Origin of the sequence: Pseudomonas sp. B329 (genome assembly GCF_023127835.1) — a bacterium.
In the GTDB taxonomy this organism is placed as follows: Bacteria; Pseudomonadota; Gammaproteobacteria; order Pseudomonadales; family Pseudomonadaceae; genus Aquipseudomonas; species Aquipseudomonas synxantha_A.
This window is the reverse complement of the sequence record NZ_SPKP01000059.1, coordinates 41,748-56,333: the sequence shown is the minus strand read 5'-3', so window position 1 is coordinate 56,333 and position 14,586 is coordinate 41,748. Positions and strand designations below refer to the sequence as shown.

Below are 14,586 nucleotides of genomic sequence, written 5' to 3'. Positions count from 1 at the left end.
GCGGATGCCCAGGCGTATAAAGGACTATCTGATTATATTGAGTGCCGGTCTGTACTTCAGCACTGCCGTGCTCGCAGAGCACCAAACAAACCCGGAACGCTTCACCTTATTGAGTCGTGCGGGAGCCGTTCAACTCGGCACTCATTTTGACAAGGCTCAGCACCAGTGGCTACAGAACAAACGCGAACTGGTGCTGGGCACCTCCGCGCCCGATTACCCGCCATTCGACCTGACGTCCAGCGGCTATGATTATGAAGGGCTGACCGCCGATTACGCGGGGTTGTTGGCCAAAGCACTCTCCTTGCCGGTCAATGTAATGCGCTACCCGTCCCGGGATGCTGCCATTCGAGCCTTGGAAACCGGGGAAATCGACTTGTTGGGCTCATCCAACGGTTTTGAGGCTGCGACACCGAACCTTATCCTCTCTGAACCCTACGCCGTGGACCAACCGGTACTGGTCACCCGCGAGGGAGAAACCCGTAGCCTCAACGAGGGCCTGGACGGGCTGCGCTTGAGCCTTGTCTACCATTACCTGCCGCTCAATGAGGTAGAAAAGCTGTACCCCAAGGCCATCATCCGCGCCTATCCGTCTTATCAGAACGCCTTGAATGCGGTGGCCTTCGACCAGGCGGATGTGTTTCTGGGTGACACCATTTCCACCCACTACATGATCAACAAGGGTTATCTCAAAAACATCCGCATGGCCAATTTCGGCAAGCATGAGGCTTATGGTTTCAGCTTCGCCATGCGTGAAGATAACCGCGTGCTGCTGAGCATTGTCGACGCGGTCCTGGCTGCGGTCCCCATCACCGAACGAGACAGCATCGCCAAACGCTGGAGCGCCGGCAGCGATATCCTGCTCACCGACAAGAAATTGCAACTGACCCAACGCGAAGAGCGCTGGCTTAAAGAGCATCCGGTGGTCAAGGTGATCGTCAATGAAACCTTCGCGCCTCTCACGTTCTTCGATGCGGACGGCAACTTTCGCGGCATTACCGCCGATCTCCTGGAGCTGATTCGCCTGCGCACCGGCCTACGCTTTTCGATTGTACGCGGGCGTGATGTCAACGCGATGATCGATCAGGTCACCAGCCAGAAGGTCGATATGATCGGGGCCATTGTGCCGAGCAACACAAGGGACTCGCAGCTCAATTTCAGCCGACCCTACCTGGAAAACTCCTACGTATTGTTGACACGCAAGGAGCCAGGGCCACCCGCGAACATCGCACAAATGGCAGGAAAGCGCCTGGCGATAACCCAGGGCAACCCCTTGATCGAGACCTTGACCAACGATTTCCCCCAGGTTCACCTGGTCGAAACCAGTGATACTTTCAGGGCATCGGAGTTACTCGCACAGGGCCAAGTGGATGGCGCAGTGAGCACACTGGTGATCGCCAACTACCTGCTGTCTTCCAAGGCTTTTCAGGACAAGCTGCAGATCAGCGCCAGCATTGGCACTACGCCGGCAACTTATACCCTGGCGACATCGCGCCACGCCACGGAACTGAGCTCAATCCTCGACAAGGCGCTGCTCAGCATCGCCCCGGATGAAATGGGCGTGATCAACAGTCGTTGGCGGGGTTACACCGCCGCGTCCGACAGCTACTGGCGCAACTACCATCAATTGATATCTCGAATCATCATCGGTACCGGGCTGTTGCTACTGATTTCCCTGACCTGGAACGCCTACATGCGGCGCCAGATAAAACACCGCAAAATGGCCGAACGGGCCCTGAACGACCAATTCGAATTCATGCGTGCGCTGGTCAATGAAACCCCCCATCCGATCTACGTGCGTGACCGCAACGGCCTGCTGCAAACCTGCAACGACAGCTACCTGCAGGTATTCGACGTCAAACGCGAAGACGTGATCGGCAAAAGCGTCACCCAGATGAGCATGGCCCTGGAGTCGGAGGCGGCGCAATACCATGCCGACTATCTGCGCGTAGTGGCCGAGGGCATTCCGCTGATCCTGGATCGCACATTGCATATCCACGAGCGCAAACTGACGATCTATCACTGGATCCTGCCGTACCGCGACTCCACAGGCGAAGTCCAGGGCATCATCGGCGGCTGGATCGACATCAGCGACCGACGCGAGTTGTTTGATGAGCTACGCGCCGCCAAAGAGCGGGCCGATGAGGCCAATCGCGCCAAGAGCACGTTCCTTGCCACCATGAGCCACGAGATCCGTACGCCCATGAACGCCGTGATCGGAATGCTCGAACTGACGCTCAAGCGCGCCGATCAAGGGCATCTCGACCGCCCGGCCATCGAAGTGGCGTACAACTCGGCCAAGGATCTGCTGGAGTTGATCGGTGACATCCTGGACATAGCGCGTATCGAGTCCGGCCGTCTCAGCCTGGCGCCGGAGCGCGTCAACCTGCGCGAGGTGATTGAGTCGGTGGTGCGTGTCTTCGACGGTCTGGCACGCCAGAAAACCCTCAGCCTGCTGCTGGAATTCAAGCCCGACCTGAACGATATCGAAGTGCTGATAGACCCTCTGCGCTTCAAGCAAGTACTGTCGAACCTGGTGAGCAACGCGATCAAGTTCACCGAGCAAGGCCAGGTGAAGATCAAAGTGGAAGTACAGCCGACCCAGGCACCGGAGCAGATCGAGCTGAAGCTGGTGGTGGAAGACACCGGCATCGGCATCAGCAGGGAGGATCAACTGCGTCTGTTCGAACCCTTTGCCCAAGCGGACAATTCCGGTCAACTGGCCAGGAGCGGCGCGGGGCTGGGGCTGGTGATCTGCCGCAGCCTGTGCGCCATGATGGGCGGCCAGTTGAGCCTGAGCAGCGTGCCCATGGTAGGTACCCAGGTGCACGTCAACCTGAGCGTACCCCGCCTGCAAACGATCACGGTGGTGGGTGAGCAACAGCCTGAAGCACCGGCCGCCACTCGGGTGCTGAATGTACTGGTGGTAGACGACCACCCGGCGAACCGCCTGCTGATGTGCCAGCAACTGGGCTACCTGGGTCATCAATTCACTGCCGCCGAGCACGGTGCTGCAGGGTTCCAGGCCTGGCGCAAGGAGCATTTCGACCTGGTGATCGCCGATTGCAACATGCCCATCATGAATGGCTATGAGCTGAGCCGTTCAATCCGTGAATATGAGCAACGCGAGCAATTGGTACCTTGTGTGGTGCTGGGCTTTACTGCCAACGCCCAGCCAGAGGAAAGACAACGTTGCGTGCAGGCCGGCATGGATGACTGCCTGTTCAAGCCCATCAGCCTGACCGTACTGGAACGGCAACTGGCGCAAATCGCTCCCAAACCTGCGAACCAGCGCCTGAACCTCGAGTGCCTGCAAGCGTTGACCGGCGGCGACCCGCAATTGAGTCGACGCCTGCTGGAGGAGCTGCTGAGCAGCAGCCGTGACGACCGTCAGGCGCTTGTCACGCTGTTGAACCGGCAGGCCCACCCCCCCGAGATCATTGAACAAGCCCACAAAATCAAGGGCGCTGCCCGTATCGTTCAGGCCCATTCATTGGCTGGGCAATGCGAAGCGCTGGAGCAAACCTGCGCTCGCAATGAAGAGTGGGCAACCATTGAAACCGGCATCAAGGCGCTGGAGCATCTCATGCTGGAACTGGAGAGGATGCTGCAGATTCAACTGGCCGAGCTGCAAGGCCAATAAACGCCCGGGCCCGCAACGGCAGGAGCGAGTCACTCGCTCCTGCACTCCTCTGCCGTGGCTCCCAGGTTCAGCAGTCGGTCAGCCGCAGGAAAATCGCCGCCAGCCGTTCAATCCCTGCCTGGTCCTGAGGTGTAAAACGGGCCAGCGAGGGACTGTCGAGGTCAAGCACGCCAATCAGCTGACCGTCTTTGACCAATGGCACCACCAACTCACTGTTCGAGGCGCTGTCACAGGCGATATGGCCTGGGAACGCATGCACATCCTCTACTCGCTGGGTTTGTCGTGAAGCCGCAGCAGCGCCACATACGCCACGGCCGAACGGGATACGTACGCAGGCTATCTGACCCTGGAACGGCCCAAGCACCAGTTCTTCATTGCGATTAAGGTAAAAGCCTGCCCAGTTCAGGTCATCGAGCTGGTTGAACAGAAACGCAGAAAACTGTGCACTGTTGGCAATAAAGTCACGCTCATCCGCCAGCAATGACTCCAGTTGTGCACACAGCATGGCGTAGCCATCAAGACCGCTGCCGGCCTGTTGCAAATCGATCATGGTTGACGTTCCAGCAATTTAAGACCTACCCAGTAACGGGCAAACTGATAGGCACAACGGCCATTGCGGTTACCGCGCCCTGTGGCCCAGCGCACCGCGAGTACATCAAGCTGCTCATCGCGCTGCCACTGCAAGCCGGCCTTGCCGGCCAACTCGCCGATCCAGTGTTCCACCACATCCAGGAAATGCTCCTGGGAAAACGGATAGAACGACAGCCACAAGCCAAAACGGTCCGACAAGGCAATCTTGTCCTCTACCGCCTCGCTCGGGTGCAACTCGCCATCCACACGTTTCCAGTTGTCGTTGTCGCTCTGGTTCTCCGGCACCAGATGACGGCGGTTGGACGTGGCATACAGCAGCACGTTTTCCGGCGCCTGCTCCAGGGAGCCGTCCAGCACGCTTTTGAGCACGCGATAATCGCCTTCGCCGGCTTCGAACGAGAGGTCATCGCAAAACAAAATGAAGCGCTGCGGCAGTTTTATCAACTGTTCGACCACGCGCGGCAGGTCGGCCAGGTGGTCGCGTTCGATTTCGATCAAGCGCAGACCCGCCGTGGCGTGCTGAGCCAGCAAGGCGCGCACCATGGAAGACTTGCCGGTGCCGCGAGAACCCCACAGCAGCGCATGGTTGGCGGGCAGGCCATCGAGGAACTGCTGGGTATTACGCGCCAGTTGTTCACGTTGCTTGTCGACGCCAATCAGGTCCGACAAGCGCATATCCAGGCTCACTTCCAGCGGCAACAGGAAGCCACTGCGACCTTCACGCTGCCAACGAGCGGCCAGGCATTGGCGCCAGTCGATGGCTTGGCGCGGGGCCGGCAATAAGGGTTCCAGGCGAGCAAGTACGGCGTCGGCCCGCTCAAGGAAGGCATTCAATCGAGAATCCATGATTATTCCTCTGGCAAGTTCTTGTAAAAGATGGCGTATTGGCAACCCTGCGGCAGACCGCATGAGGCTGCGTCAAAAAACGATTCGTGCCCGGCAAGCAGAAGCTTGGGGATGTTCAGCTATGCTTGCCGGGCGAAAGGAAACGTGAAGTGGTTCAACACTCGATGGATATCAAGTTCGCCCACCGCTTGTCTTATAAACAAGCCAGATTGACTGTGCTGGTCGGTTTCGTGTTGGGAACCTTGCTCAGTCTGATCCAAATCGGCATTGATTATGCCAGTGAAGACGCATCCATCAACCGTGAAATACGCTCACTGATTGAAATCAGCCATAACCCCGCGTCGCGTATCGCCTACAACATCGATGCCGAACTCGCCCAGGAGCTGACCCTGGGCCTGCTGCACTCCCCTGCCATCACCCGTGCGCAGCTGATCGACAACAATGGCGCGGTGCTGGCCGACGTCAACCGCCCGCGCAAAGAAAGCAACTATCGTCCGGTCAGCGATTTTCTGTTTGGCGCCAATCGTCAGTTCGAGGACCGACTGTTTCTCAACCATATGCCCAACGAATCCCTCGGCGTATTGCGCCTCGACGTTGATACCTATGCCTTTGGCAGCCGTTTCCTGCATCGCGCCGAGATCACCCTGCTCAACGGATTTACCCGCAGCCTGCTGCTGACCGGGATCTTGCTGGGCTTATTCTACGTAATGCTCACGCAACCGCTGGTACGTATTATCCGAGAGTTGAGTACCCGCAAACAGGCACGCCTGGATTGCCCGCCGGGGCATGAGCACGACGAAATCGGCGTATTGGTCGACGTCGCCAACCAGCAATTTGAAAACATGGAAACCGAGATCCATCAGCGGCGTCACGCCGAGGACCGCCTCACCGAATACCTGGGCCAATTGGAAAATATCGTTTCGGCGCGCACCCTTGAACTCAAGGCCAGCAACCAACGCTTGAGCCAATCCAATGATGAACTGGAAGCAGCCAGGATGACCGCGCTGGGGATGGCACAGGCACGGGCCGCGTTCCTGGCCAATATGAGCCATGAAATCCGTACGCCGCTCAATGGCCTGCTGGGGATGATTGCACTGTCGCTCGACAGCCCACTGAATGCCGAGCAGCGCCAGCAACTGTCGATCGCCCATGACTCGGGCAAAGTGCTGGTCGAATTGCTCAACGATATTCTCGATCTGTCCAAGTTCGATGCCGGCCAACTGGAACTGGAACATATCCCCTTCGACCTGGGCTCACTGGTGGAAGACACTGCCAACCTGCTGTCGCAGAATGCGGCGCCGAGTGTCGAGCTGACGTGCCTGATTGATCCACAGTTTCCCGCCCAGGTCATCGGCGACCCGACCCGGGTGCGGCAAATCGTCAGTAATCTGCTTTCCAATGCCTTGAAGTTCACGCGCTTCGGCCGGGTCGATGTGCGCCTGCGTGCCCTGGAAGGCAGGGTCAATATTGAAGTCTGTGATACCGGCATCGGTATCGCCCAGGAAGCCCAGGTGAAAATCTTCCAACCCTTCACCCAGGCCGGTGCGGGCATCACCCGTCAATTTGGCGGTACGGGTTTGGGACTGGCCTTGACGCACAATCTGTGTGAAGCCATGCAAGGCCGCTTGAGTATCAGCTCGGAGGTGGGCTTTGGCAGCCAGTTCTGCGCCGACCTCCCGCTACCCACCCATTTACCTGCCACGCGCTATACACCGCTCACAGGTGATGTAATCGCCATCACCCATGCCGGTGGCGGGTTGACAGAGCTGCTCACCACCCTGCTGCCCTCTTGGGGGCTGACACCAAGGTGCTATTCCCAAGACGATGATTTGAGCGCACTGGCCCCTGACCTGTTGATTACCGACTGCCCTGAATGCTTGTTCCGCTTGCGCCCGGCAATCAGCGCGCCGATTCTGCTGGTCACCGCCTATGGCAACTTCATGCCCAGTGAAGAAGTCGCGGCGCTGGCACCGCTGCAGCAACAAGCACGCCCATTGAGCCGTAACGCGCTGTACCAGATCCTGCAACGCAACCTGCGCAGCAGCACGCAACCGATCCTCGACCCGATCCAGATGGAAGCCGCGCCGCTGGCTCACCGCGCGCGCATCTTGTTGGTGGAGGACAACGCGGTCAATCAACTGGTGGCCAAGGGGATGCTCAGCAAGCTGGGGTGTGAGGTGATTGTGGCTGCCCATGGTGGGGAAGCGCTCAAGCTGCTTGAGGACCAGCGCTTCGATATGGTGCTGATGGACTGCAACATGCCGGTGATGGATGGCTACGAGGCCAGCCGGCAAATTCGCCGTAGCGGGCGCTGGCCAGACCTGCCCATTGTCGCCTTGACCGCCAATGCCCTGTCCGAAGAGCGCGAGCGTTGCCGGGCGGCGGGCATGAACGATTACCTGGCCAAGCCGTTTCGCCGCGAAGAGCTCCATGCGCTGCTGGAGTTGTGGGTACCGACGACGACAAGCCTCTGAGGCTGCGCCCGCACTATCGTGGTCATTTGAGCAAGGCTTCGATCTCCTGGCTCAGGTCCTGTGGCTTGGTCGTTGGCGCAAATCGCTTGACCTGCTTGCCGTCGGGGCCGATGAGGAACTTGGTGAAGTTCCACTTGATATTCTTGGAGCCCAGCAGCCCCGGGGCCTGCTTTTTCAACTGTACGAACAATGGGTGGGCATCGCTGCCATTGACGTCGACCTTCTTGAACAGCGGAAAACTGACACCGAAGTTCAGCTCGCAGAACTCGGCTATCGCGCCTTCGTTACCCGGTTCCTGCTTGCCGAACTGGTTGCAGGGAAACCCCAGCACCACCAGCCCCTGGTCCTTGTAGCGCTGCCAAAGTTGCTCCAGGCCCTTGTACTGGGGGGTGAAGCCACATTTGCTGGCGGTGTTGACCACCAAAATGGCCTTGCCGGCGAAATCGGCCAGGGTCTTTTGCTCACCCTTGATGGTGGTGCAAGGGATGCTCAGCAGGGAGTCGCTCATGGCAATGCCTCAATTCAGGGGAAGAAGTGATACGCGTACGCTTGACCGACTGGCATTCGGGCCTGTTTATCGCTTCAAGCCGAGCGCGGCACCAGGTCCAGGCACACCGAGTTGATGCAGTAGCGCAGGCCCGTCGGCGGCGGCCCGTCCGGGAACACATGCCCCAGGTGTGCGTCGCACTTGGCGCAGGTGACTTCGGTACGAATCATGCCGTGGCTGACGTCACGAATTTCGATCATCGCGCTGTCGGCAATCGGCGCGTAGAAGCTCGGCCAGCCGCAGCCGGAATCAAACTTGGTGGTCGAATCGAACAGCGGCTCATTACAGCAGATGCAGTGATACACGCCGTCGGTCCTGGTTCCGTTGTACTTGCCGCTGAAAGGCCGCTCGGTGCCCTTGAGGCGGCACACGTTGTACTGCTCAGGGTCGAGCATGGCCTTCCACTCATCAACGGTTTTCTGCAACTTTTCCATCGGTACACCTCGGCAACTGAAAAACCCTGATCTGTGTCTTTTCCATGGATCAGGCGGCACGTATGATTGCGCCTCTTCAAAACGCCAGTCTGGCACCCGCGCCATCGGCATTCAAACGTATTTATGGGGGCGAACCGCGCAGGATTCACCCTACGGTAGTGCCTACGCCGTCTGAATCGTTCATTTTCAGGATCACATCGCCATGCAGGTCAGCAAATCGAACAAGCTCGCCAACGTCTGCTACGACATTCGCGGCCCAGTGCTCAAGCACGCCAAGCGCCTGGAAGAGGAAGGCCATCGCATCCTCAAGTTGAACATTGGCAACCCGGCGCCGTTTGGTTTCGAAGCGCCGGACGAAATCCTCCAGGACGTGATCCGCAACCTGCCGACCGCCCAAGGCTACAGCGACTCCAAGGGCCTGTTCAGTGCACGCAAGGCGGTAATGCAGTACTACCAGCAGAAGCAGGTCGAAGGTGTCGGCATCGAGGACATCTACCTGGGCAACGGCGTGTCAGAGCTGATCGTGATGTCGATGCAGGCGCTGCTCAACAATGGCGATGAAGTGCTGGTGCCGGCACCGGACTATCCGCTCTGGACCGCTGCCGTGACCCTGGCTGGCGGCCATCCGGTGCATTACCTGTGTGATGAAGGCGCCGACTGGTTTCCGGACCTGGCCGACATCAAGGCCAAGATCACCCCCAACACCAAGGCGCTGGTGATCATCAATCCGAACAACCCTACCGGCGCCGTGTACTCCAAGGAAGTGCTGCTGGGCATGCTTGAACTGGCACGCCAGCACAACCTGGTAGTGTTCTCCGACGAGATCTACGACAAGATCCTCTACGATGACGCCGTTCACATATGCACCGCCTCCCTGGCTCCGGACCTGCTATGCCTGACCTTCAACGGCCTGTCCAAGTCGTATCGCGTGGCGGGCTTCCGCTCCGGATGGATCGCCATTTCCGGCCCCAAGCATAATGCCCAGAGCTACATCGAAGGCATCGACATGCTGGCCAACATGCGCCTGTGTGCCAACGTGCCGAGCCAGCACGCCATCCAGACCGCCCTCGGCGGCTACCAGAGCATCAATGACCTGATCTTGCCCCAGGGTCGCCTGCTGGAGCAGCGCAACCGCACCTGGGAGTTGCTCAACGCGATCCCCGGTGTGAGCTGTGTGAAGCCTATGGGCGCGTTGTATGCGTTCCCGCGGATCGACCCGAAAGTCTGCCCGATTCTCAACGACGAGAAGTTCGTGCTCGACCTGCTACTGTCGGAAAAGCTGCTGGTGGTCCAGGGCACTGCGTTCAACTGGCCATGGCCGGATCACTTCCGCGTGGTGACTTTGCCACGTGTGGATGACCTGGAAATGGCCATCGGTCGCATCGGCAACTTCCTGAAGTCCTATCGCCAGTAAGGAAATTGACGCTGTACGACTCACATTGGGTCGTACAGCGATTATCTGGCAACACTTCTTTCTCGCTTACGCGCGGTGGTAGTTCAATCAGCCCCTGCCTGAGGCGTGCCCCCTATAATCACGGGGCGGCAAGGCAAACTCACGCCGGTCATGGCCGACAATACAGGTCGGAAAATCCCTTCAGGGCCTTACGTTCACGCTGTAGGACACAGTTTGAAATAGTCGCTCGGTTGAATCACCCCATGCGGCACCTTATATACCCCGCAGTACGCGACATATTAAGCATGAGGAGAACCCTACAACCATGATGCGCATCCTGCTGTTCTTGGCCACTAACCTGGCGGTCGTGCTGATTGCCAGCATCACCCTGAGCCTGTTCGGCTTCAACGGGTTCATGGCGGCCAACGGGGTTGACCTGAACCTCAATCAGCTGTTGGTTTTCTGTGCGGTCTTTGGTTTTGCCGGCTCGCTGTTTTCGCTGTTCATCTCCAAGTGGATGGCGAAGATGAGTACCAGCACCCAGGTCATCACTCAACCTCGCACTCGCCATGAACAATGGCTGATGCAAACCGTGGAGCAGCTATCTCAAGAAGCAGGCATCAAAATGCCCGAAGTGGGGATTTTCCCTGCCTATGAGGCCAACGCCTTCGCCACCGGCTGGAACAAGAACGACGCGCTGGTGGCCGTAAGCCAGGGCTTGCTGGAGCGTTTTTCGCCCGATGAAGTCAAGGCGGTGCTGGCCCACGAGATCGGTCACGTGGCCAACGGCGACATGGTCACCCTCGCGCTGGTACAGGGCGTAGTGAACACCTTCGTGATGTTCTTTGCGCGGATCATCGGCAACTTTGTCGACAAGGTCATCTTCAAGAACGAAGAAGGTCGCGGCATTGCCTACTTCGTGGCGACCATCTTCGCCGAGTTGGTGCTGGGCTTCCTGGCCAGCGCGATCACCATGTGGTTCTCGCGCAAACGCGAGTTCCGCGCAGATGAAGCCGGCGCACGCCTGGCGGGCACCAGCGCAATGATCGGCGCGCTGCAACGCTTGCGCTCCGAACAGGGCCTGCCGGTGCATATGCCGGACAGCCTGACGGCCTTTGGCATCAACGGTGGCATCAAACAGGGCATGGCTCGCCTGTTCATGAGCCATCCGCCGCTGGAAGAGCGGATCGACGCACTGCGTCGTCGGGGCTGATAACCCAGGCAAGACAAAAAAGGGGCGATTGAATCGCCCCTTTTTCGTGGACGTGATTTACCGCCTGGTCAGCCGATAAACACGCTCATCAAGCCGAGTAACGCCGTCCGCCTTGAATTTGCTGCTTTCACTCAAAATGTCCCGCTCTTGCAGCGTGACCACATTCCAGTGCGGGCCCAGCAACGACTGCACTTCCTCATCCGGGACGGCGAAAGGCGGGCCAGCCCTTTGTGCCTGGTCGTAGTCGACAGTGATCAACAACCCCTCACAGACGGGGGTCAGCAGGGTATCGAGATGCTCGGTGTATCGCGAGCGCATTGGCTGCGGCAAGGCGATCAGTGCCGCACGGTCATACAGCGCCGTGCAATCAGCCACGGCACTTGCGTCAAGGGCGAAGAAGTCACCGCACCACACTTCGATCAGGCCCGCCTGATACACCTTGAACACGCCTCTCTGATCGATCTGCGGCGTAAGCCCCTGCTCGCTGAAGAACGCCTCAACGGCTTGTTCAGACACCTCCACACCCATCACGCGATGCCCGCGATCCGCCAACCACTTCATGTCCAGGCTCTTGCCACACAAAGGCACGAAAACCCTGGCACCATCAGCCAGGGCCAACGCTGACCAATGCCGCTGCAAGTAAGGATTAACGTCGGACTGATGAAAACCGATCTGATTGGTTGCCCAGCGTTCCTGCCAAATTTTTGCGTCCATGCATCACCCTGAAAAAATCGATTAAAAGACACTAAATCTTATATTAGATCTCGATCAATGATCTGAATGAAGATAGCGCCATATTATTCTTCAGGACCCCTCTTATGCTCCCCAGCCTGTTTATCTCCCATGGCTCCCCGATGCTGGCCCTGCAACCCGGTGCCAGCGGCCCGGCGCTGCAGGCCCTGGCAGCCGCGTTGCCACGGCCCAAGGCGATTGTGGTGGTATCGGCGCATTGGGAAAGCCACGAGTTACTGGTGAGTGGCAGCGCCGCGCCCGAAACCTGGCACGACTTCGGCGGCTTCCCTCGCGAACTGTTTGCGGTGCAATACCCTGCGCCGGGTGATCCACAGCTGGCAAATGAAATTGTCGAGTTATTGCAGGCTGACGGCCTGACTGCACGCGTCGACAACCAACGGCCCTTCGACCATGGCACCTGGGTGCCCCTGTCGCTGATGTACCCGGCGGCGGATATTCCGGTGGTGCAAGTCTCCCTGCCAAGCCGCATGGGCCCGGCTTTTCAAACCCGGGTTGGATACGCCCTCTGCCGCCTTCGCGATCAAGGTGTGCTACTGATCGGCTCCGGCAGCATCACCCATAATCTCGGTGAGCTGGACTGGCGCGCCGGGCCGGAAACCATCACGCCATGGGCGCTAGCCTTTCGCGACTGGGTGGTCGAAAAACTCGCTGCCGGTGACGAAACAGCCTTGCATGACTATCGCCTCCTGGCGCCCCATGCAGTGCGCAGCCACCCCAGCGACGAGCATTTGTTGCCGCTGTACTTTGCGCGGGGTGCCGGCGGTGATTTCAGCGTGGCGCATCAGGGCTTCACCCTCGGCGCCTTGGGCATGGACATCTACCGCTTTGGCTAACGCAGATGCACAGCCTGAAATCCCAGGCAAAAAAAATCCCCGAACCAGTCGGGGATTTTTTATGTGCGATCAATCAGCCCAGAGGCGGATCAATCTTCGCGGTAGCGACGCAGTTTGAGCTGCTTACCGGCAACGCGAGTGTCTTTGAGCTTGGCCAGCAGTTTTTCCAGGCCATCCTCCGGCAGCTCCACCAGGGAGAAGCTGTCACGTACCTGGATGCGACCGATGGCTTCACGCGCCAGGCCACCCTCGTTGAGGATAGCGCCCAGCAGGTTCTTGGCAGCGATACCGTCACGCGCACCCAGCGCGGTACGGCAACGAGCACGACCTTCAGCCAATGGAACCGGAGCACGACGTTCACGATCGCCACGCTCTGGACGGTCGCCGGAACGCTCTGGACGATCACCGCGCGGGGCGTTGTTCGGTACCAGTGGGCGCTCTTTCTCGATGGCAGCCAGGGTCAGGGCTTGACCATTGGTCGCTTTGCGCAGCAGGGCTGCAGCCAGGGCACGCGGGGTGCAACCGATATCGGCGGTCAGGCGGTCCAGCAGGTCGCCGTGGGTCGATTCAGCGTCAGCCACCAATGGCGCCAGGCTGTTGGTCAATTTCTTGATGCGAGCATCAAGAACGGCCTGGGCATCCGGCAGGCGTACTTCGGCAACTTTCTGACCGGTGACACGCTCGATCACTTGCAGCATGCGGCGCTCGCGCGGAGTCACCAGCAGCAGTGCACGACCTTCGCGACCCGCACGGCCGGTACGGCCGATACGGTGAACGTAGGACTCTGGATCGTACGGCATGTCAACGTTGAACACGTGGGTGATACGTGGAACGTCGAGGCCACGGGCAGCAACGTCGGTCGCCACAACGATGTCCAGACGGCCATCCTTGAGGGAGTCGATCACGCGCTCACGTTGGTTCTGGGCGATGTCACCGTTCAGCGCAGCGGCTTTGTAGCCTTTGGCTTCCAGGGCACTGGCCAGGTCCAGGGTCGCTTGCTTGGTGCGCACGAACATGATCAGGGCGTCGAAGTCTTCGACTTCCAGCAGGCTCAATACAGCCGAGGTCTTCTGGTCAGCGTGAACCAACAGGTGAGCCTGTTCGATCGCGGTAACGGTCTGGGTCTTGGTCTGGATCTTCACGTGTTGCGGATCGCGCAGGTGGCGTTCGGCAATGGCACGGATCGACTGCGGCAGGGTAGCCGAGAACAATACGGTCTGACGGGTCGGTGGCAGTGCCTTGAAGATGACTTCCAGGTCATCCATAAAGCCCAGCTTCAACATTTCGTCAGCTTCGTCCAGAACCAGGTGGTTCACGGTCGACAGGACTTTCTCGTCACGACGCAGGTGGTCGCACAGACGGCCCGGGGTGGCGACAACGATCTGTGCGCCGTTACGGATAGCCTTGAGTTGTGGGCCCATCGGCGCGCCGCCGTAAACGGCCACAACGGTTACGCCTGGCATTTGCTTGGCGTAGGTTTCAAAAGCGGTTGCTACTTGCAGCGCCAACTCTCGGGTTGGCGCCAGGATCAGGGCTTGCGGCTCGCGCTTGGCAGGATCGATGCAATGCAAAATAGGCAGGGCGAACGCGGCGGTTTTACCGGTACCGGTTTGCGCCTGGCCAATCATGTCCTGGCCGGCCATGATGATCGGGATCGATTGCTGCTGAATAGCCGAAGGTTCTTCGTAGCCAGTCGCGATGACAGCGGCGAGAATGTTCGGGTTAAGATTAAAAGCGGCGAAGCCGCCGGTTTCCTGGGTCATGGGTCTGCCTCTAAGTGCATCCGCAAAGACCCATGCTCCAAAGCTGCGCATGCCGTGTTGAGACTCAAGAGTCGCCCTGGCTGCTTTGTCGGCGGGGAT

The 14,586-nt window shown here is 59.0% G+C and carries 11 protein-coding genes; 5 read left to right on the top strand and 6 right to left on the bottom strand.

What is annotated here, in order from left to right; genetic code table 11:
* Positions 1 to 4 precede the first annotated feature (4 nt).
* Complete coding sequence (locus E4P00_RS26275) at positions 5 to 3,640, top strand: transporter substrate-binding domain-containing protein (protein ID WP_078820706.1); 3,636 nt, start codon at positions 5 to 7, stop codon at positions 3,638 to 3,640.
* Between the two features lie 67 nt (positions 3,641 to 3,707).
* On the opposite strand, the gene E4P00_RS26270 is transcribed toward E4P00_RS26275, so the two are convergent.
* On the bottom strand, positions 3,708 to 4,190 hold the full coding sequence (locus E4P00_RS26270) for a GAF domain-containing protein (protein ID WP_032877122.1): 483 nt from the start codon (positions 4,188 to 4,190) through the stop codon (positions 3,708 to 3,710).
* A complete protein-coding gene (locus E4P00_RS26265) occupies positions 4,187 to 5,077 on the bottom strand; it encodes an ATP-binding protein (protein WP_032877123.1) in 891 nt (296 codons plus the stop codon). The genes E4P00_RS26270 and E4P00_RS26265 overlap by 4 nt, the downstream gene beginning before the upstream one ends.
* Before the next feature lie 164 nt (positions 5,078 to 5,241).
* On the opposite strand from E4P00_RS26265, the gene E4P00_RS26260 reads away from it, so the two are divergent.
* The gene (locus tag E4P00_RS26260) at positions 5,242 to 7,551 is read left to right on the top strand and encodes a response regulator (RefSeq protein ID WP_032877124.1); all 2,310 of its coding nucleotides are present in this window, start codon (positions 5,242 to 5,244) and stop codon (positions 7,549 to 7,551) included.
* 22 nt (positions 7,552 to 7,573) lie between these two features.
* Here E4P00_RS26260 and E4P00_RS26255 read toward each other — a convergent pair whose 3' ends face one another.
* Positions 7,574 to 8,059: a glutathione peroxidase gene (locus E4P00_RS26255; protein WP_005786456.1), complete on the bottom strand. Its 486-nt coding sequence runs from the start codon at positions 8,057 to 8,059 to the stop codon at positions 7,574 to 7,576.
* 74 nt (positions 8,060 to 8,133) lie between these two features.
* Positions 8,134 to 8,532 carry a peptide-methionine (R)-S-oxide reductase MsrB gene (gene msrB, locus E4P00_RS26250; RefSeq protein WP_005786454.1) on the bottom strand — a complete coding sequence of 133 codons (399 nt, stop codon included), beginning with the start codon at positions 8,530 to 8,532 and terminating at the stop codon, positions 8,134 to 8,136.
* Between the two features lie 202 nt (positions 8,533 to 8,734).
* On the opposite strand from msrB, the gene E4P00_RS26245 reads away from it, so the two are divergent.
* On the top strand, positions 8,735 to 9,946 hold the full coding sequence (locus tag E4P00_RS26245) for a pyridoxal phosphate-dependent aminotransferase (protein ID WP_003189906.1): 1,212 nt from the start codon (positions 8,735 to 8,737) through the stop codon (positions 9,944 to 9,946).
* A 304-nt stretch (positions 9,947 to 10,250) separates the two neighbouring features.
* On the top strand, positions 10,251 to 11,138 hold the full coding sequence (gene htpX / locus E4P00_RS26240) for a protease HtpX (RefSeq protein ID WP_005786451.1): 888 nt from the start codon (positions 10,251 to 10,253) through the stop codon (positions 11,136 to 11,138).
* A 57-nt stretch (positions 11,139 to 11,195) separates the two neighbouring features.
* Here htpX and E4P00_RS26235 read toward each other — a convergent pair whose 3' ends face one another.
* Entirely contained in the window at positions 11,196 to 11,852 is a 657-nt protein-coding gene (locus E4P00_RS26235; protein WP_248133337.1) for a thiopurine S-methyltransferase, read from the bottom strand.
* 104 nt (positions 11,853 to 11,956) lie between these two features.
* On the opposite strand from E4P00_RS26235, the gene E4P00_RS26230 reads away from it, so the two are divergent.
* Positions 11,957 to 12,724, top strand: coding sequence for a class III extradiol ring-cleavage dioxygenase (locus E4P00_RS26230; protein WP_248133336.1), 768 nt, complete (start codon positions 11,957 to 11,959; stop codon positions 12,722 to 12,724).
* A gap of 89 nt (positions 12,725 to 12,813) precedes the next feature.
* Here the strand turns inward: E4P00_RS26230 and E4P00_RS26225 are convergent, their stop codons facing one another.
* Positions 12,814 to 14,487 (bottom strand): DEAD/DEAH box helicase, encoded by a 1,674-nt coding sequence (locus E4P00_RS26225; RefSeq protein WP_005786445.1) that lies wholly within the window; start codon positions 14,485 to 14,487, stop codon positions 12,814 to 12,816.
* Positions 14,488 to 14,586 lie beyond the last annotated feature (99 nt).